The organism is Neisseria sp. KEM232 (assembly GCF_002237445.1).
In the GTDB taxonomy this organism is placed as follows: domain Bacteria; phylum Pseudomonadota; class Gammaproteobacteria; order Burkholderiales; family Neisseriaceae; genus Neisseria.
This window is the reverse complement of the sequence record NZ_CP022527.1, coordinates 733,567-751,579: the sequence shown is the minus strand read 5'-3', so window position 1 is coordinate 751,579 and position 18,013 is coordinate 733,567. Positions and strand designations below refer to the sequence as shown.

Annotated in this window: 17 protein-coding genes and 1 pseudogene; 14 read left to right on the top strand and 4 right to left on the bottom strand. The window is 58.1% G+C overall.

Features of this window, described 5'->3' with window-relative positions:
• Positions 1–295 precede the first annotated feature (295 nt).
• The 4 genes from pta to aroA form a co-directional block, all read right to left on the bottom strand.
• The gene (pta, locus tag CGZ77_RS03745) at positions 296–1,774 is read right to left on the bottom strand and encodes a phosphate acetyltransferase (protein ID WP_009427271.1); all 1,479 of its coding nucleotides are present in this window, start codon (positions 1,772–1,774) and stop codon (positions 296–298) included.
• Between the two features lie 108 nt (positions 1,775–1,882).
• Positions 1,883–2,311 (bottom strand): OsmC family protein, encoded by a 429-nt coding sequence (locus CGZ77_RS03740; RefSeq protein WP_009427270.1) that lies wholly within the window; start codon positions 2,309–2,311, stop codon positions 1,883–1,885.
• A 26-nt stretch (positions 2,312–2,337) separates the two neighbouring features.
• Complete coding sequence (gene rraA, locus CGZ77_RS03735; RefSeq protein WP_009427269.1) at positions 2,338–2,826, bottom strand: ribonuclease E activity regulator RraA; 489 nt, start codon at positions 2,824–2,826, stop codon at positions 2,338–2,340.
• Positions 2,827–3,118: 292 nt separating this feature from the next.
• On the bottom strand, positions 3,119–4,411 hold the full coding sequence (gene aroA, locus CGZ77_RS03730) for a 3-phosphoshikimate 1-carboxyvinyltransferase (protein WP_009427267.1): 1,293 nt from the start codon (positions 4,409–4,411) through the stop codon (positions 3,119–3,121).
• 60 nt (positions 4,412–4,471) lie between these two features.
• On the opposite strand from aroA, the gene cmk reads away from it, so the two are divergent.
• The 14 genes and pseudogenes from cmk to der all read left to right on the top strand — a co-directional run bounded on the left by cmk (position 4,472) and on the right by der (position 17,847).
• Positions 4,472–5,137 (top strand): (d)CMP kinase, encoded by a 666-nt coding sequence (gene cmk, locus CGZ77_RS03725; RefSeq protein WP_009427266.1) that lies wholly within the window; start codon positions 4,472–4,474, stop codon positions 5,135–5,137.
• A 152-nt stretch (positions 5,138–5,289) separates the two neighbouring features.
• Entirely contained in the window at positions 5,290–6,969 is a 1,680-nt protein-coding gene (rpsA, locus tag CGZ77_RS03720) for a 30S ribosomal protein S1 (RefSeq protein ID WP_009427265.1), read from the top strand.
• A 15-nt stretch (positions 6,970–6,984) separates the two neighbouring features.
• Positions 6,985–7,293: an integration host factor subunit beta gene (locus CGZ77_RS03715; RefSeq protein ID WP_009427264.1), complete on the top strand. Its 309-nt coding sequence runs from the start codon at positions 6,985–6,987 to the stop codon at positions 7,291–7,293.
• A gap of 157 nt (positions 7,294–7,450) precedes the next feature.
• Complete coding sequence (zapE, locus tag CGZ77_RS03710; protein WP_036496662.1) at positions 7,451–8,623, top strand: cell division protein ZapE; 1,173 nt, start codon at positions 7,451–7,453, stop codon at positions 8,621–8,623.
• A 75-nt stretch (positions 8,624–8,698) separates the two neighbouring features.
• Positions 8,699–9,124: a nucleoside-diphosphate kinase gene (gene ndk, locus CGZ77_RS03705; protein WP_009427261.1), complete on the top strand. Its 426-nt coding sequence runs from the start codon at positions 8,699–8,701 to the stop codon at positions 9,122–9,124.
• A gap of 124 nt (positions 9,125–9,248) precedes the next feature.
• Positions 9,249–10,337: a 23S rRNA (adenine(2503)-C(2))-methyltransferase RlmN gene (gene rlmN, locus CGZ77_RS03700; RefSeq protein WP_009427259.1), complete on the top strand. Its 1,089-nt coding sequence runs from the start codon at positions 9,249–9,251 to the stop codon at positions 10,335–10,337.
• Positions 10,338–10,346: 9 nt separating this feature from the next.
• Positions 10,347–11,074 (top strand): annotated as a pseudogene (gene pilW, locus CGZ77_RS03695) (type IV pilus biogenesis/stability protein PilW).
• A gap of 2 nt (positions 11,075–11,076) precedes the next feature.
• Positions 11,077–11,901: a helix-turn-helix domain-containing protein gene (locus CGZ77_RS03690; RefSeq protein WP_009427257.1), complete on the top strand. Its 825-nt coding sequence runs from the start codon at positions 11,077–11,079 to the stop codon at positions 11,899–11,901.
• A 4-nt stretch (positions 11,902–11,905) separates the two neighbouring features.
• Complete coding sequence (gene ispG / locus CGZ77_RS03685) at positions 11,906–13,174, top strand: flavodoxin-dependent (E)-4-hydroxy-3-methylbut-2-enyl-diphosphate synthase (RefSeq protein ID WP_009427256.1); 1,269 nt, start codon at positions 11,906–11,908, stop codon at positions 13,172–13,174.
• An 84-nt stretch (positions 13,175–13,258) separates the two neighbouring features.
• On the top strand, positions 13,259–13,642 hold the full coding sequence (locus CGZ77_RS03680; RefSeq protein WP_009427255.1) for a hypothetical protein: 384 nt from the start codon (positions 13,259–13,261) through the stop codon (positions 13,640–13,642).
• 176 nt (positions 13,643–13,818) lie between these two features.
• Positions 13,819–15,111 carry a histidine--tRNA ligase gene (hisS, locus tag CGZ77_RS03675; RefSeq protein ID WP_009427254.1) on the top strand — a complete coding sequence of 431 codons (1,293 nt, stop codon included), beginning with the start codon at positions 13,819–13,821 and terminating at the stop codon, positions 15,109–15,111.
• Positions 15,112–15,741, top strand: coding sequence for a tetratricopeptide repeat protein (locus CGZ77_RS03670; RefSeq protein WP_009427253.1), 630 nt, complete (start codon positions 15,112–15,114; stop codon positions 15,739–15,741).
• 137 nt (positions 15,742–15,878) lie between these two features.
• Positions 15,879–16,313, top strand: coding sequence for a hypothetical protein (locus CGZ77_RS03665; RefSeq protein ID WP_036496657.1), 435 nt, complete (start codon positions 15,879–15,881; stop codon positions 16,311–16,313).
• 64 nt (positions 16,314–16,377) lie between these two features.
• Positions 16,378–17,847 (top strand): ribosome biogenesis GTPase Der, encoded by a 1,470-nt coding sequence (gene der / locus CGZ77_RS03660; RefSeq protein WP_036496655.1) that lies wholly within the window; start codon positions 16,378–16,380, stop codon positions 17,845–17,847.
• Positions 17,848–18,013: the final 166 nt, after the last annotated feature.

Genomic DNA, 18,013 nt, shown 5'->3' with positions numbered 1-18,013 from the left:
AAGCGCGGGGGTGGGAGGGGGTGGCAGTTCGCAGAACTGCATTCGCGTCGATGTCCTGCAAAAGTTACCGAGGCGGCACCGGCCCCCACCCTAGTCCTCCCACGCGGGGCGGGAGAGGGAACAGGTTTTCAGACGGCCTTTGAAGGCCGTCTGAAAACCCGAAACCGCGTGCGTTGCTACGCAACACACCCTACAGCCCGATTGGAATAGGAAAGGCCGTCTGAAAGTTGAGGCCGTCTGAAAAACCTGCTTCGCAGGTTTTTCAGACGGCCTTTTTGTCGGAACGGAAATCCGTTTAAGCGGTTTGCGTTGCCTGAATGGCGGTGAGGGCGATGGTGTAGACGATGTCTTCGACCAGCGCGCCGCGCGAGAGGTCGTTCACCGGTTTGCGCAGGCCTTGCAGCATCGGGCCGACGCTCAATACGTTGGCGTTGCGCTGGACGGCTTTGTAGGTGCAGTTGCCGGTGTTCAGGTCGGGGAAGACGAAGACGGTGGCTTTGCCAGCGACGGGGCTGCCGGGCGCTTTGGATTGGGCGACGGAGGGCACGGAGGCGGCGTCGTATTGCAGCGGGCCGTCGACGGCCAGGTCGGGGCGTTTTGCTTTGGCCAGTTTCACGGCTTCGGTGACGGCGTCGACGTCGGGGCCGGCGCCGGATGTGCCGGTGGAGTAGGAAATCATCGCCACGCGCGGTTCGATGCCGAAGGCTTTGGCCGAGTCGGCCGACTGGATGGCGATTTCGGCCAGCTGTTCGGGCGTGGGGTTGGGGTTGACCGCGCAGTCGCCGTAAACGAGAACCTGACCGGGCAGCAGCATGAAGAAGACGCTGGATACGATGCTGGCACCGGGGGCGGTTTTGATCAGTTGCAGGGCGGGGCGGATGGTGTTGGCGGTGGTGTGCACCGCGCCGGAGACGAGGCCGTCGACGTCGTTTTGCGCCATCATCATTGTGCCGAGGACGACGGTGTCTTGAAGCTGTTTGCGCGCGTCTTCTGGCGTGAGTCCTTTGGATTTGCGCAGCTCGCACATGGGGGCGACGTATTGTTCGACGATGGTTTCGGGGTCGATGATTTCCAGCGATTCGGGCAGGGTGATGCCCAGTTCCTGCGCTACGGTGTGCACGGCGTGGCGGTTGGCCAGCAGTACGCAGCGGGCGAGGCCTTTTTCGTGGCAGATGGCGGCGGCCTGCACGGTGCGGGCTTCCGCGCCTTCGGGCAGGACGATGCGTTTGTTTGCCTTGCGGGCGGCTTCCATCATGCTGAAGCGGAATTGGGCGGGCGACAGACGCACGGCTTGCGGCGCGGCTAACGCGGCGGTGTTTTCGGGTTTCTCGATGCTGCCGAGGAAGGCGAGGCCGGCAGCTTCGGCCACGGCGGCGGGCGCACCGATCACGCCGCCGAATTCGACGGCGCGTCCGGCGAAGGAGGTTTTGGCCATGTTCAGCCGGTCGGTGGTGGCGTGGCCGCTGCTGACGGCGAAGACGACGCGGGCGTTAAAAGCGGTGGCCAAGTCGTTGTTCAGACGGCTTAAAAAAAGATGGGCGTCGCTGGGAGCGATGCCTTGGATGACGAGGTTTTGCGCGTTCAGGACGGCGGCGCGGCCGATGAGGAGGTCGAACCAGTCGTCGGCCTTGCCTGTCGAGGCGAGGCGCACGGCTTCTTCGGCGTTTTCGGTGACGTTGAACACGGCGGCGTCGGGCAGCTGCGCGGCGATGTTGGCAGCGGCTTTGGCGGCGTCGGCATGGGGGCAGACGGGAATGACGAGGATGTTGGCCATTTGGGCTTCCTTTCGGAGTTTCGGATAAGAAAAACGGCGGGCGGGCAGCCCTGCCGCAATGAAGAGGCCGTCTGAAAAGCGTTTTGTCCTTTTCAGACGGCCTGCGGTTTAAACGGTGTCGGGTGTTTCTTCGATTTCGAAGCTGTGGCTGATTGCGGCGGTTTTGCCCAGCATGATGGAGGCCGAGCAGTATTTTTCCGCCGACAGCTGCACCGCTTTGGCGATGGCGGCTTCTTTCAGGTTGCGGCCGGACACGGTGAAACGGATATGGATTTCGGTGAACACACGCGGGGCTTCGTCGGCGCGTTTGGCGCTGACCGCAGCGCGGCAGCCGGTGATGTGCTGGCGCTGTTTCTGCGCGATCAGCACCACGTCGGCACTGGCGCAGCCGGCCATGCCCAATAGCAGCATTTCCATCGGCGTCGGCCCGCGCCGCGCCGCGCCTTCGGCCGCCGAGCCTTCCATCACGACGCTGTGCCCCGCTTCGGTGGAAGCGACAAAGCACAGGCCGTCGAGCCATTGCGAAGTAATCTGCATGATGTGTCCTGTGTCCGAATTTGTGTTCAATCCAATGCGAAAGGCGCGGCGGCTACCAGAATGCCGTCGGCGTCGCTGTACAAATAATGGCCGGGCACGAAATCGACGCCGCCGAAAGTCAGCACGCCATCCGTTTCGCCCGCGCCTTCTTTCGCGCTTTTGCGCGGGTTCGTGCCCAGCGCCTTGATGCCGAAATCGAGTTCGTTCAGCGCTTCGCTGTCGCGCACGACGCCGTACACCACCGCGCCCGCCCAGCCGTTGGCCGCGCCCGCCGAGGCGATTAAATCGCCGATCAGCGCGCTCGCCAAAGAGCCGCCGCCGTCGACAACCAGCACTTCGCCGTCGGAATGGGTGTTCAGAATCTGTTTGACCAGGCCGTTGTCGCGGAAACATCTGACGGTGCGGATGCGGCCGCAAAAACGGCTGCGGCGGCCGAAACTGCGGAACTGGATTTCGCAGGAGGGCGTGTCGGGCGCAATGTCGATCAGGTCGGCGGTGGCAAATTCGTAGTGCATGGGGTTTCTCCTTTTTTCTCCGTTTGGGGTTTCAGACGGCCTCAGGCAAACATTGCCGCTGCCCGGATTGTCAACAAACCGGTGGCGCATTATATAGAAAGGGCAGGCCGTCTGAAAAGGCGGGCAGAGGCCGTCTGAAAACGGGGCTTCGGCGAAGTTCAAACGGGTTTTTGGTTTTTTCAGACGGCCTCAAACGGTATGCGTCGCGGGCGGTATCCGAGGCTGTTCCCGCCTGTGCGGGGATAACGTTTCGGAAAACGGGAAAGGGCGTTTTCAGACGGCCTTTCCCGTTTTATGCTTTTAGAGACTCGAACACGGCGAAGTAGTCGGGGAAAGTTTTGCGCACGCAGGCGGGGTCGTTGATGGTGACGGGCACGCCGAGCAGGGAAACAAGGGAAAAACACATGGCCATGCGGTGGTCGTCGTAGGTGTCGATGACGGCGTTTGGTGTGGGGGCGGCGGGCGGGGTGATGCGGATAAAGTCCGCGCCTTCTTCCACGGTTGCGCCGACTTTGCGCAGCTCGGCGGCCATGGCGGCGATGCGGTCGGTTTCTTTGACGCGCCACGAGGCGATGTTGCGGATGGCGCACGCTCCGTCGGCGGCGAGGGCGACGATGGCGAGGGTCATGGCGGCGTCGGGGATGTGGTTGGCGTCCAAATCGAAGGCGCGCACGCTTTGGCCGGGGGCGCGGGACACTTCGATAAAGTCGTCGCCCCAAGTGACGATCGCGCCGGTTTTTTCCAGTTCGGCGGCAAAGGCGGCGTCGCCCTGGACGGCGTTTTTGCCCAAGCCGGTGACGCGCACGGGCGTGCCGCCGAGCAGTCCGGCGGCAAGGAAATAGGAGGCGCTCGATGCGTCGCCTTCGACGGTGATGCGTTCGGGGGCGCGGTAGTTGGCGGCGGGGACGAGGAAGCTGCGGTAGGCGCGGTTTTCGACCGCGACGCCGAAGCGTTGCATCAGGTTGAGGGTGATGTCGATATAGGGCTTGGAAATCAGTTCGCCTTCGACGCGGATTTCGCAGGCTTCGCCGGTGAGCGGCAGTGCCATTAAAAGGGCGGTGAGAAACTGGCTGGATACGTTGCCTTTAATCGGCACGCTGCGCACGCCGTTATCGTTGCGGCGGCCAATGGCGAGCGGCGGGTAGCCGTCGTTGCCGAGATAGCGGATGTCGGCGCCGATAAGGTGCAGGGCGTCGACGAGGTCGCCGATGGGGCGTTCGTGCATGCGCGGGATGCCGTGCAGATGGTAGTTGCCGCCGAGTACGGCGAGGGCGGCGGTTAACGGGCGGAAGGCGGTGCCGGCGTTGCCGAGGAACAAGTCGGCTTCGGCGGCGGGAAAGCGTCCGCCGCAGCCGTGTACGCGCACGAGGCCGTCTGAAAGCCGCTCGATGCGTACACCCAAGGCGGCGAGGGCGTCGAGCATGCGGTCGGTGTCGTCGGATGCGAGCAGCGAGCGGATGGTGCAGACGCCGTCGGACAGGGCGGCCAGGAGTAGGGTGCGGTTGCTGATGCTTTTCGAGCCGGGCAGGGCGACGGAGGAGGGTTTCAGACGGCGTGCTTCGAGACGGAGGGATTGGGTGGTCATGGCGGCGCTGGAATCTGTTAACGAGGCTTGCTATTATGCCGAAAAGCGTTAATTTGAGGAATGAAAATGGCAACAAAGGTAATCGCCGTCGACGGCCCGAGCGCGTCGGGCAAAGGTACGGTGGCTTCACGGGTGGCGGCGGCCTTGGGTTGGAGTTATCTCGACTCGGGCGCGCTGTACCGGCTGGCCGCCCTCTATGCGCGGCGCAAAGGCGTAGAGTGGACGGACGAGGCCGCCGTAGCCGCGCTGGCCGCCGCACTTCCCGTGCAGTTTGACGGACAGCGGGTGCTGCTCGACGGCGAGGACGTCGGCAACGCCATCCGCAGTGAGGAAATCGGCATGGGCGCGTCGGCGGTGGCGCAGTTCCCTGCGGTGCGCGCCGCTCTGTTGCAGCGCCAGCGCGATTTTCAGACGGCCTCCGGGCTGGTGGCCGACGGGCGCGATATGGGTTCGGTGGTGTTTCCCGATGCCGCGTTGAAGGTGTTTTTGACCGCGTCGGCACAGGTGCGGGCAGAACGCCGCGCCAAACAGCTCGGCATTGCGTGCGAAGGCGTGGCCTTTGACCGCATTCTCGCCGACATCGAATCCCGCGACGAAGCCGACCGCCGCCGCGCCGCCGCGCCGCTGGTGCAGCTGCCCGACGCGATGCTGTTGGATACTTCGGACATGGGCATCGAGGAGGCGGTAAAAAAAGTAGTTGATTGGTATGAGCAAAAACAAATCTAGTATATAATCCGCGCTTTCGTTTTTCAGACGGCCTTTTTGATACGGAAGGCCGTCTGAAAATATGTGGCAGCGGCAGCCCGGCCGGAAGGGTCTGCCGTTTTACAACTCCAAACCCCGCGCCCTCCGGCAGCGCAAAGAAAGATTTAGCAAATATGGAAAATTTTGCCCAGTTGTTGGAAGAGTACTCCGCCGTTCAGGAAATGAACCAAGGGGAAGTGATTACCGCCGAAGTGGTGGCGATTGAAGACAAATTCGTCATCGTCAACGCCGGTCTGAAATCCGAGTCGCTCATCGACATCAACGAATTCAAAAACCCGCAAGGCGAAGTGGAAGTCAAAGTAGGCGACTTCGTTACCGTGACCATAGAATCCGTGGAAAACGGCTTCGGCGAAACCAAACTGTCGCGCGAAAAAGCCAAACGCGCCGCCGACTGGATTGCTTTGGAAGAAGCAATGGAAAACGGCGACATCCTCTCCGGCCTGATCAACGGCAAAGTCAAAGGCGGCCTCACCGTCATGATCAACAGCATCCGCGCCTTCCTGCCCGGTTCGCTCTTGGACGTGCGCCCTATCAAAGACACTTCCCACTTTGAAGGCAAAGAAATCGAATTCAAAGTCATCAAGCTGGATAAAAAACGCAACAACGTCGTGGTATCCCGCCGCGCCGTGCTCGAAGCCACTTTGGGCGAAGAGCGCAAAGCCCTGCTGGAAAACCTGCAAGAAGGCACTGTTGTCAAAGGCATCGTCAAAAATATCACCGACTACGGCGCATTCGTGGATCTGGGCGGTATCGACGGCCTGCTGCACATCACCGATCTGGCATGGCGCCGTGTGAAACACCCGAGCGAAGTGCTGGAAGTCGGCCAGGAAGTCGAAGCCAAAGTATTGAAATTCGACCAGGAAAAACAACGCGTTTCTCTCGGCATCAAACAGCTGGGCGAAGATCCTTGGAGCGGCCTCGCACGCCGTTATCCGGCCGGTACACGCCTGTTCGGCAAAGTGTCCAACCTCACCGACTACGGCGCGTTTGTCGAAATCGAACAGGGCATCGAAGGCTTGGTACACGTTTCCGAAATGGACTGGACCAACAAAAACGTACACCCGAGCAAAGTCGTACAGCTGGGCGATGAAGTCGAAGTGATGATTCTGGAAATCGACGAAGACCGCCGCCGCATCAGCCTGGGTATGAAACAGTGCCAGCCCAATCCTTGGGAAGATTTTGCCGCCAACTACAATAAAGGCGACAAAATCAAAGGTGCCGTCAAATCCATTACCGACTTCGGCGTATTCGTCGGCCTGCCCGGCAATATCGACGGTTTGGTTCACCTGTCCGATCTGTCTTGGACGGAGTCCGGCGAAGAAGCCGTACGCAAATACAAAAAAGGTGAAGAAGTCGAAGCCGTCGTATTGGGCATCGATGTGGAAAAAGAACGCATCTCCCTGGGCATCAAACAGCTCGAAGGCGATCCTTTCGGCAACTATATCAGCGTCAACGACAAAGGCTCGCTGGTTAAAGGCACTGTGAAATCCGTTGAAGCCAAGGGCGCAGTTGTTGTTTTGGGCGACGAAGTGGAAGGCTATCTGCCCGCTTCTGAATTTGCCGCTGACCGCGTCGAAGACCTGACCACCAAGCTGAAAGAGGGCGACGAAGTGGAAGCGGTTATCGTGACTGTCGACCGCAAAAACCGCAGCATCAAGCTGTCGGTCAAAGCCAAAGACGCCAAAGAAAGCCGCGACGCGCTCAATTCGGTCAATGCAGCATCTTCCGCCAATGCCGGTACCACCAGCCTGGGCGATCTGCTGAAAGCCAAATTGTCCGGCGATAACGAATAATCCGGGGCGATCGTTATGACCAAATCAGAGCTGATGGTTCGTTTGGCTGAGGTTTTTGCCCAGAAAAACGGCACGCACCTGATGGCGAAAGACGTCGAGTACAGCGTGAAGGTTTTGGTGGATACCATGACCCGCTCGCTGGCTCGCGGCCAGCGGATCGAAATCCGCGGATTTGGCAGTTTTGATTTGAACCACAGACCCGCCCGTCAGGGGCGTAATCCGAAAACCGGAGCGAAAGTGGATGTGCCTGAAAAACACGTTCCCCACTTCAAGCCGGGTAAGGAATTACGCGAACGTGTCGATCGGTCGATGACTGCCGAATAAACCGTCCTTCCGGAAAAACGAGGGTGCCGCATTGCGCGGCACTCTTTTTTTGCTTTCTACTGTCGTGCGGGGGTCGGTGGAGCAGCCGCTCCGCTTAACATCATGCGGAAATACACTATAATGCGCGCTGCCAAAAATAAGATGCCGTCTGAAAACCATGTCCGAAAAACACCCCCCCCGTTTTGTTCCGCCCCCGTATCAAAATCACAGCCCGCTGACCTGGTATCAGGCAGCTTCGCAGCAGCCCGCGTTTATTCGCGACGCCGCACAGGCACGCGCCATCGAACATCTCGACCGGTTGTGGACGGAACTGATGATGTTCAAACGCAAACGCAACCGCTTTCTCGGCCGCAGTCTGCGTTCGCCGCAACTGCCCAAGGGGCTGTATTTTTACGGCGGCGTCGGCCGGGGGAAAAGTTTTCTGATGGATGCCTTCTTCGGCTGCCTGCCCTACCGCCGCAAACGACGGGTGCATTTCCATGCCTTTATGGCGGAAATCCACCAAAGGCTGCGCGCCCTAAAAAGCGAAGCCGACCCATTGAAAACCGTAGCTGCCGAAATCGCCAAAGAAACGCGGGTATTGTGTTTTGACGAGTTTCATGTCAGCGATATTGCCGACGCGATGATTTTGGGCAGGCTGTTGGAAAACCTGTTCAACGAAGGTGTGGTGCTGGTGGCGACTTCCAACTATGCTCCGTCCGAGCTTTATCCCCAGGGACAGAACCGCAGCAGTTTTCTGTCGACCATCGCCCTGATCGAAGACAAGCTGACGATTTTGAATGTGGACGGCGGCGAGGATTACCGGCACAGAACCCTGACGGCGGCAGAAGTGTTTTACATTCCCGCAGATGCGGAAAACGAGAGCAGATTGGCGCAACTGTTTGCACAGGTAAGCGAAGGACAGGCCGTGAGGCCGTCTGAAATCGAAATCCACGGCCGCATGCTGCCCTGCAAAGGGCATACCGATAAGGCTGTTTGGTTTGATTTCCGCGTTTTGTGTTTCGGCCCGCGCTCGCAGGCAGATTACCTTTATCTTTCCGATCGCTATGAGATGATTTTTGTATCGGGAATTGAAAAGCTGCACGAAACGGAAAGGGCGGAAGCGCGGCGGCTGACTTGGCTGATAGACGTGATGTACGACTACCGCGTCAAATTCTGCGCCACCTGCGAAGTTCCCGTTGACGAGATTTACGTCGAAGGCGATTTTGCCAACGAATTTGTCCGAACGGCCAGCCGTCTCACCGAAATGCAGTCGCAGGAATATCTCAACCTGCCGCATCTGGTGCTGTCCGCATCCGGGAAGCCGCAGGCGGCAGTTTCAAAGAGTTAAAAACTAAGCGGAATAAGGAAAAACTTGCTACAATTCGGCGGCAATTTGTCGCCTGTTTTTTATAAGGAGAATTCAATGTCTGTTCAGCGAACACTTTCCATCGTCAAGCCCGATGCGGTCGGTAAAAACGTTATCGGCAAAATCTACAGCCGTTTCGAAGACAACGGCTTGAAAATTGTTGCCGCCAAAATGAAACATTTAAGCAAAGAAGAAGCCGAAGGTTTTTATGCTGTTCATAAAGACCGTCCGTTTTTCGGTGAACTGGTGGCATTTATGATTAGCGGCCCGGTCATGATTCAAGTGCTCGAAGGCGAAAATGCCGTAGCGAGAAACCGCGAACTGATGGGCGCAACCAATCCGAAAGAAGCCGCAGCCGGTACGATTCGTGCCGACTTTGCCGATTCTGTCGGCGAGAATGCCGTGCACGGTTCGGACAGCGAAGAAAACGCTGCCATCGAAGTGGCTTATTTCTTCAGCGAAAACGAAATTTGTCCGCGCTGAGCCGAACTTTAATTTGCTGCCGTCCTCTCGGGTGCGGCAGCAAAACCGTTAACGTAAGGCCGTCTGAAAAGCATCGTATAGAGATGCTTTACTTTAACGGTTTGAACAAACCAATTCCAAATATATGAAAAACAATCTGTTAGATTACGACTTGAACAGCCTGACGGCATGGTTCGCGGAAATGGGCGAAAAGCCGTTCCGTGCCCGCCAGGTTATGCGCTGGATGCATTGGGGCGGTGCTGCAAATTTTACCGAAATGACCGATTTGGCTAAGTCCCTGCGTGCCAAATTGGAAGAAAAAGCGCAAATCGGCGTTCCCGCTCTGATGACGTCCCAGGAGTCGAGAGACGGCACGCGCAAGTGGCTGCTGGATGTCGGTACTGGTAACGGTGTAGAGACCGTTTTTATTCCCGAATCCGATCGCGGCACGCTCTGTATTTCTTCACAAGTGGGCTGTGCATTGGAGTGCACTTTCTGTTCGACAGGGCGTCAGGGCTTCAACCGCAATCTGACTACTGCTGAAATCATCGGCCAGTTGTGGTGGGCGAACAAGGCTTTGGGTGCGACCCCGAAAGACGAGCGGGTTATCTCCAATGTTGTGATGATGGGTATGGGCGAGCCGCTGGCAAATTATGAAAACGTTGTCCGTGCGTTGTCCGTAATGCTTGACGATCACGGCTACGGTCTGAGCCGCCGTCGGGTCACCGTATCCACTTCGGGCATGGTGCCGCAAATGGACAGGTTGAAAGAAGATATGCCCGTAGCTTTGGCTGTTTCTCTGCATGCTTCAAATGATGCGGTGCGCGACCAAATCGTGCCGCTGAACAAAAAATATCCTTTGAAAGAATTGATGGGCGCGTGCAGGCGTTATTTGGTTAAGGCGCCGCGTGATTTCGTTACCTTCGAATACGTGATGCTCGACGGTATCAACGACAAGGTCGAGCACGCGCGCGAGTTGCTGAAGCTGGTGGAGGACGTCCCCTGCAAATTCAATCTGATACCGTTCAATCCGTTCCCGAATTCGGGTTATGACCGTTCGTCTGCGGAAAATATCCGCGTGTTCAGAGATATTCTGCAGCAGGCCGGTTTTGTCGTTACGGTGCGCAAAACGCGCGGTGACGATATTGATGCCGCCTGCGGACAGCTTGCCGGCCAGGTAAAGGACAAGACCCGACGCCAGCAAAAATGGCAGCAGTTATTGGTTCAACAGTAAGGTTTTAGCATGAAACAGTTGTGGAAAGCGGTGTTGCTCGCTTGCGCATTGAGCGCCTGTGGCGGAACTTCGGTCAAACAGCCGAGCAGACAGGAGCGTACCGAAGAAGTATCGCGCATTAAAACGCAGTTGGCTTTGGAGTATATGCGTGCCAAGGATTACCGTTTGGCGGTAACGACTATCGAAGAAGCGTTGCAGGCCGACAGGAAAAACGAAATCGCCTGGCTGATGCGTGCAAGGCGGAGGCCAGTTTTCGCGAAGCGCTGCAATTGCAGCCGGACGGGGCGGAAATCAACAATAACTACGGCTGGTTTCTGTGCAGTTCGATGAACAATCCCAATGCGGCCATGCCTTATTTTGACAAGGCGCTGTCCGATCCTACTTATCCCGCGCCCTATGTTGCTTATATGAACAAGGGCATTTGCAGCGCGAAAATGGGGCAGTATTCGCTGTCGCAGGCTTATTTGGAGCGCGGTATCGCTTCTGCTCCCGATTTCATGCCGCTGCGCAGGGAGTTGGCCAAAACCAAAATGCTGGCAGGGCAAATCAAAGAAGCCGACCAGCTTTTCCGCCAGTATCAGAGCCGGGTAGATGTCTTGGGAGCGGAAGATTTGCTGTTGGGCTGGCAGATTGCGAGAGCTACAGGCAATTCGCAGGCTGCTTACGAATACGAAGCGCAGCTTCGTGCCAATTATCCTTATTCGGATGAACTGCAAACCATCGCAACAGGACGCTGAACATGAGTCAGAATGCAGAAAGCCAAGTGTCGCAAACTCCTGCCGAAGAGTTTGGCAAATTGCTGCGCGAACGGCGCGAAAGCAGGGAGTTGTCGCTGGGAGAAGCCGCAGAACGGCTGAAATTGTCGGCCAAACAGATCGAAGCCTTTGAATCGGGCAATTACGAGAATATGCGCGAAACGGTTTTTGTCAGAGGTTTTTTGCGCACCTACGGCCGCTTTTTGGATTTGGACGAACAACTGGTTTCTTCCTATCTCGACAAAATCCTGCCCGGAACAGGCGTGCGCAACCATATTGCCGAACAGGGCAGACAGTCTTCTTCGTTGAATTTCCAAAATCAGAAAATCGGTAAACCGTTTCCGACATGGATATTCGGCGTGCTGGCGATTGCCGCCATCGGTTTCGGCGTCTATGTCTGGCAGGGGAAATCCCGGGCGGAAAACACCAAACAGACGGCCACCAGCGAGGCCGATGTCGGCTTGGGGCAGGTGGCTGCCCCCAATGTCAATGCCGAAAATATTTCTGTTTTACCCATGCGGGCCGGCGCATCGGCCGCTTCCGGTGTTCAGACGGCCGAATCGGCAGATGCGGAGCTGGTGGTGAAAGTACGCTACCGATCCATGCTGGTTATCAAGGATAAAACTGGCAAAGAACTCGTTAGCCGCGTTGTTCCCGCAGGCAGCGAACACCGTTTTTCCGGTGCCGCACCGTATGATGTGTGGATCGGATATGCCAAAGGCGCTACCGCTTCCTACGGTTCGCAAAATATTACAGTAGCAGATCACATGATCGACAAAAAAACCGCAGCTTTCGCAGCGGGCAAATAAATCCATGAACACAGCCATTCCACGCCGAACAACCCATCAGGTGCAGATCGACCATATTTCCGTGGGTTCGGATTCCCCTATTGTTGTCCAGTCGATGACCAACACCGACACTGCAGATGCCGAAGCAACGGCTTTGCAGGTAAAAGAGTTGAGCGAAGCAGGTTCTGAAATGGTGCGGATAACGGTCAACAATCCGGATTCCGCTGCCAAAGTGGCGGAAATCCGCAGCCGCTTGGACGATATGGGCTGCAATACCCCTCTGATCGGCGATTTCCATTTCAACGGCGAGCGCCTGCTCGCCGAATTTCCCGATTGCGCCAAAGCGCTCTCCAAATACCGCATCAACCCCGGCAATGTCGGCAAAGGCGCGAAAGGCGACGAAAAATTCGCCTTTATGATCCAAACCGCCGCCGAACACGGAAAAGCCGTGCGCATCGGTGTCAACTGGGGGTCGCTCGACCAAAGCTTGGCAAAGCGCATGATGGATGCCAACCTGGCTTCCGCCTCGCCGAAGTCTCCCGAAGCCGTGATGAAGGAGGCTTTAATCGTTTCCGCCTTGGAATCGGCGCAAAAAGCCGTCGATTTGGGTTTGCCGGAAAACAAAATCATCCTGTCCTGCAAAGTATCGTCGGTACAGGACTTGATACAGGTCTACCGCGATTTGGGCGGCCGCTGCCGTTATCCGCTGCATTTGGGGCTGACTGAAGCGGGCATGGGCAGCAAAGGTATCGTCGCCTCCACGGCCGCCCTGTCCGTATTGTTGCAGGAAGGCATAGGCGACACCATCCGCATTTCGCTTACGCCCGAGCCCGGTTCTTCGCGCACGCAGGAGGTGGTCGTAGCGCAGGAAATCCTGCAAACCATGGGGCTGCGCTCTTTCACACCTATGGTTACCGCCTGCCCGGGCTGCGGCCGCACCACCAGCACCGTTTTTCAAGAACTGGCGCGCGACATCCAGCAATATTTGCGCGAACAGATGATAGTGTGGCGCCTGCAATATCCCGGCGTGGAAAATCTCAACGTCGCGGTGATGGGCTGCGTTGTCAACGGCCCGGGAGAAAGCAAGCTGGCCGATATCGGCATCAGCCTTCCCGGTACGGGCGAAACGCCGATCGCCCCCGTCTATGTCGACGGCGAACGCAAGGTAACGCTCAAAGGCGACAATATGGCTGCCGAATTTCTCGCCATCGTGCGCGACTATGTCGAAACGAATTACGGCGAACACGGCAAAAAGCGTGACCGCAGCCGGATTATCCCGATTCAGACGGCCTAAGCGCGTGCATCGGGTTAAAAAAGGGAAAACACGGTAAGTGCCCGCCGCATTCGGGTACATTTAAAAACACAGAAGAACATAAAAATGAGCCAAGACTTACGGGAATTACTCTTACGCCTTTATCTGCAAAACAATCCAAAAATCGCCCACCAGATATATATTTACAGCTATCTGGGCATTACCGACGCGGTGCACAACCCTTTCCAGTTGGTCGGCGCCGACCTGCCGCCGAACATGAAAAAAAGCCTGGTTTTGCAGAATATCCCTGCGGGAGAAATGCTGCAGGCCTTTATCACGCCGATACAGAGCGGCGGCTTCGAAATCGAAAACACCGTGGTATACGGCAACAAAACCGGCGTGCTGGCCAATATCGGTTTGGATAAAGGCAAAATCGAGCGTTCGGAAAAATACCAGCAGTTTGTGCAGCTGGCCGACAGCATGCTGCGCCAGTTTGCCCCGCGGGTCTGACGGCCGGCCGAAAGCATATTTGGCCGGCAGCCCGTTTCCCGTTTTCAGACGGCCTCTCCTATCGGCAGGCCGTCTGAAAACATAGAAACCGCATCCGCCCCTCCTCCTGTTGCCGTTCGAGCTACCCGTTCCGCCCGCTGCGCCGGGCACAAAAACATCCGACAGAAAGTGAAAGCATGGGACAGAAAATCCAAGCCGTAAAAGGCATGAACGACCTCTTGCCGGTCGGACAGAAAGACTTCCGGCTGACCTCGGCCTTCTGGCAGGCATTTGAAGATACCGTTTCCCGTTGGACGCGGCGCTTCGGTTACAGCCAAATCCGCACGCCCATCGTCGAGCAGACCGGCCTGTTTGTCCGCTCCATCGGCGAAGAAACCGACGTCGTCGGCAAAGAAATGTACACCTTCGCCGATTCCAACGACACCATCAGCCTCAGCCTGCGCCCCGAGGGAACGGCCTCCTGCCTGCGCGCCGTTGTCGAACACAACCTGCTGTACAACAGCCCGCAGAAGCTTTGGTATATGGGGCCCATGTTCCGCCGCGAACGGCCGCAAAAAGGCCGCTACCGCCAGTTCCACCAAGTCGGCGTCGAGGCTTTGGGTTTCGACGGCCCCGACGTTGATGCCGAAATGATCGCCATGTGTGCCGATCTGTGGCGTGAGCTGGGCATTTCCGAGCACCTGACTTTGGAAATTAATAACCTCGGCAACAAAGAAGAGCGCGCCGCCCACCGCAGCGCCCTGGTCGCCTACCTGCAAAGCCACGAAGACAAGCTGGACGACGACAGCCGCCGCCGCATGCACACCAACCCCCTGCGCGTGCTCGACAGCAAAAATCCCGATTTGCAGGAAATCTGCAACGCCGCCCCGCGCCTGCTCGATTACCTCGGCGAAGAATCGCTGGCGCATTACACAGGCTTCAAAAACCTGCTCGACGCGTTGGGCATCGCCTATGTCGAAAACCCCCGCCTCGTGCGCGGCCTCGACTACTACAACCTCACCGTCTTCGAATGGACGACCGACAAACTCGGCGCGCAGGCCACCGTCTGCGGCGGCGGCCGCTATAACGGCCTGATCGGCGAACTCGGCGGCAAAGACGCCCCCGCCATCGGCTTTGCCATGGGCATCGAGCGCCTGCTGCTGCTGGTGGACGAATACGGCCGTCTGAAAACCGAGTCCGCGCCCGACGTATACGTTATGCAGCAGCCCGAAGGACTGGCGGCGGCCATGCGCTATGCCGCGCAGCTGCGCGAAGCAGGATTTTCCGTATTGCAGCACTCCGGCGCGCAAAGCCTGAAAAACCAGATGAAAAAAGCCGACGCCAGCGGCGCTCGTTTTGCCGTTATCGTCGGCGAAAGCGAAGCGGCGCAGGGAGAGGCAACCGTCAAAGACATGCAGGGCGGCCGCGGCCAGCAGACCGTGCCCGCCGCCGCGCTGGCCGAACAACTGAAACAATGGAAGAGCGAATAAATGGCTTCACATTTAGACGAACAACAGGAACTCGAAAACTTCAAATATCTCTGGAACAAATGGGGGCGCTGGGTCTTCGCCGCGCTGGTGCTGGCCGCCGCCGCCTATTTCGCCTCGGTGATGTACGCCCACCACCGTCTGGAGAAAAACGGCGAAGCCGCCGCCGCGCTGGCCGCCCTCGTCGAAAAAGCGCAGGGCAGCAGCGACGACAAAGCCGTCCGCGCCGAACTGCTCAATTTGCAGCAAAACCATCCCGACAGCATCTCCGCCGCCCAAGCCACCATGATGGCCGCCGCCGACGATTTCGACAAAGGCCGTTATGCCGAAGCGGAAAAACAGCTCGGCTGGGTGCTGCAAAACCAGCAGGACGCCTTCGTCCGTGCACTGGCCGTGCAGCGGCTCTCATCCGTACAGGCGCAGCAGAAAAAATACGCCGCCGCCCTTGCCACCCTGAAAACGCCCGTCGATGACGCCTTCTCCGGCGTGCTTTTGGAAACGCAGGGCGACGTGCTCTATGCACAGGGTAAAAGCAAAGAAGCCGCCGAAGCTTACCGCATGGCCTTGGACAAAACCCCGAAAGGCACGCCCGGCCGCGAAACCCTCGAGATGAAAGCCGGCGAACTCAAATGACATCAGGCCGTCTGAAAAACCACTGCGGGCAAACCGCATACAGCATATGCCCTGCCGGTTTTCAGACGGCCTTCTGCCATATCGCGGACAAGTCCGCATTGTTACTGATAACCCCACCAACCACTAAGGAGACACTGATGAAATTCCCCCTTATGCTTATACTCGGCGGCGGCATGTTGCTTGCCGGATGCCAAAGCACCACCCCCTCGCTGGGCGCTAACGGAGAAGCCGAACTGGCAAAAATCCGCCATGTCTGCATCATGGCCCGCCACGAATCCAAAGACCCGAATCCCGAATTGAAAAGGGAGATTGCAACAGCCCTGAGCAAATACGGTATCAGCAGCGAAAGCGTGAATGTGGATACCAACCGCAAACGCCTGTACAGCCCGGCCTGCCGTTACAACCTCCGCTATAACACCAGCGGCAAAGGCGACGGTGTCAACTACATCTCCCTGCTTATCCGCACGCCCAAACAAGCTGTCGCCAGTCTGCGCGCGCACCCCGATTTTAAAACGGGCAACCGTCAGGCGGAAATCAACCGCATCATCGGCCAACTGTTAAACAAAAAATAAACCGGTGCAGGCCGTCTGAAAGCCTGTTTCCACCTTTTCAGACGGCCTGTACGGAAACCGCAACATGAAACCAACCATCGCCCTTGTGGGCAGGCCGAACGTCGGCAAATCCACCCTCTTCAACCGCCTCACCCGCAGCAAAGACGCACTCGTGCACGATCTGCCCGGCCTCACCCGCGACCGCCACTACGGCCACGGCCGCCTCGGCAGCAAACCGTATCTGGTTATCGACACCGGCGGTTTCGAGCCCGTTGTCGACAGCGGCATCCTGCACGAAATGGCCAAGCAGACCCTGCAGGCCGTTGACGAAGCCGACGCCGTCGTCTTCCTCGTCGACGCCCGCACCGGTCTCACGCCGCAGGACAAAATCATCGCCGACCGCCTGCGCCAAAGCCCGCGCCCCGTCTATCTGGCGGTGAACAAAGGCGAGGGCGGCAACCGTGCCGTGCTGTCGGCCGAGTTTTACGAACTCGCGCTGGGCGAGCCGCACGTTATCTCCGGCGCACACGGCGACGGCGTCTACCACCTTATCGAAGACGTGCTGGAAAACTTCCCCGACGCCGAAGAAGAAGAGCAGGACGCCAGACACCCCGTTTTCGCCGTTATCGGCCGCCCCAACGTCGGCAAATCCACCCTTGTCAACGCCATCCTCGGCGAAGAGCGTGTGATTGCCTTCGACATGGCCGGCACGACGCGCGACAGCATCCACATCGACTTCGAGCGCGAAGGCAAACCCTTCACCATCATCGACACCGCAGGCGTGCGCCGCCGCGGCAAAGTGGACGAAGCGGTGGAAAAATTCTCCGTTATCAAAGCCATGCAGGCCGTCGAAGCCGCCAACGTCGCCGTTTTGGTGCTCGACGCGCAGCAGGACATCGCCGACCAAGACGCCACCATCGCAGGCTTCGCCCTCGAAGCGGGCAGAGCGCTGGTCGTTGCCGTCAACAAATGGGACGGTATCGGCGAAGAGCGGCGCGAACAGGTCAAGCGCGACATCGCCCGCAAACTCTACTTCCTCGACTTCGCCCGCTTCCACTACATCTCCGCCCTGAAAGAAAAAGGCATAGACGGCCTGTTTGCCAGCATCCAGGCGGCCTACGACGCGGCAATGATCAAAATGCCGACGCCGAAAATCACCCGCGTGCTGCAAAGCGCCGTCGAGCGCCAGCAGCCCGCCCGCGCCGGACTCGTGCGCCCGAAAATGCGCTATGCCCACCAGGGCGGCATGAACCCGCCCGTTATCGTCATTCACGGCAACGCCCTGCAACACATCTCCGATTCCTACACCCGTTACCTGACGCAGACCTTCCGCAAAGCCTTCAACCTGCAAGGCACGCCGCTGCGCATCCAGTACAACGTCGGCGAAAACCCCTACGAAGAAACTGCCGAGCAGACCAAATCCAAACCCCTGCGCCGCGTCACTTTGAGCAACCGCATCGCCAAACGCGAAAACCGCAAAGCCGAAAAAGAACGCAACAGCGGCGGCAAAAAGAAAACCCGCCAAGTCAGCGTGAAAAAACGGCAGGGAAAATAAGGGCGGATACGGAAAGGCCGTCTGAACATTCCGCAACGGAGTGTTCAGACGGCCTTTCGGCATCAAAACGGTTTGCGCCGTTTCTACTGTGCCGAAGCCGCTTTTCAGACGGCCTTTTGGCGGAGAGGATATGGGACGCCTTTGAATGCTGTACAGCTTTGGCGGC

Bases quoted from the DNA above. Each gene is read 5' to 3' on its own strand.
- pta (WP_009427271.1), bottom strand. From the start codon at position 1,774: ATGGCCAACATCCTCGTCATTCCCGTCTGCCCCCATGCCGACGCCGCC.
- CGZ77_RS03740 (WP_009427270.1), bottom strand. From the start codon at position 2,311: ATGCAGATTACTTCGCAATGGCTCGACGGCCTGTGCTTTGTCGCTTCC.
- rraA (WP_009427269.1), bottom strand. From the start codon at position 2,826: ATGCACTACGAATTTGCCACCGCCGACCTGATCGACATTGCGCCCGAC.
- aroA (WP_009427267.1), bottom strand. From the start codon at position 4,411: ATGACCACCCAATCCCTCCGTCTCGAAGCACGCCGTCTGAAACCCTCC.
- cmk (WP_009427266.1), top strand. From the start codon at position 4,472: ATGAAAATGGCAACAAAGGTAATCGCCGTCGACGGCCCGAGCGCGTCG.
- rpsA (WP_009427265.1), top strand. From the start codon at position 5,290: ATGGAAAATTTTGCCCAGTTGTTGGAAGAGTACTCCGCCGTTCAGGAA.
- CGZ77_RS03715 (WP_009427264.1), top strand. From the start codon at position 6,985: ATGACCAAATCAGAGCTGATGGTTCGTTTGGCTGAGGTTTTTGCCCAG.
- zapE (WP_036496662.1), top strand. From the start codon at position 7,451: ATGTCCGAAAAACACCCCCCCCGTTTTGTTCCGCCCCCGTATCAAAAT.
- ndk (WP_009427261.1), top strand. From the start codon at position 8,699: ATGTCTGTTCAGCGAACACTTTCCATCGTCAAGCCCGATGCGGTCGGT.
- rlmN (WP_009427259.1), top strand. From the start codon at position 9,249: ATGAAAAACAATCTGTTAGATTACGACTTGAACAGCCTGACGGCATGG.
- CGZ77_RS03690 (WP_009427257.1), top strand. From the start codon at position 11,077: ATGAGTCAGAATGCAGAAAGCCAAGTGTCGCAAACTCCTGCCGAAGAG.
- ispG (WP_009427256.1), top strand. From the start codon at position 11,906: ATGAACACAGCCATTCCACGCCGAACAACCCATCAGGTGCAGATCGAC.
- CGZ77_RS03680 (WP_009427255.1), top strand. From the start codon at position 13,259: ATGAGCCAAGACTTACGGGAATTACTCTTACGCCTTTATCTGCAAAAC.
- hisS (WP_009427254.1), top strand. From the start codon at position 13,819: ATGGGACAGAAAATCCAAGCCGTAAAAGGCATGAACGACCTCTTGCCG.
- CGZ77_RS03670 (WP_009427253.1), top strand. From the start codon at position 15,112: ATGGCTTCACATTTAGACGAACAACAGGAACTCGAAAACTTCAAATAT.
- CGZ77_RS03665 (WP_036496657.1), top strand. From the start codon at position 15,879: ATGAAATTCCCCCTTATGCTTATACTCGGCGGCGGCATGTTGCTTGCC.
- der (WP_036496655.1), top strand. From the start codon at position 16,378: ATGAAACCAACCATCGCCCTTGTGGGCAGGCCGAACGTCGGCAAATCC.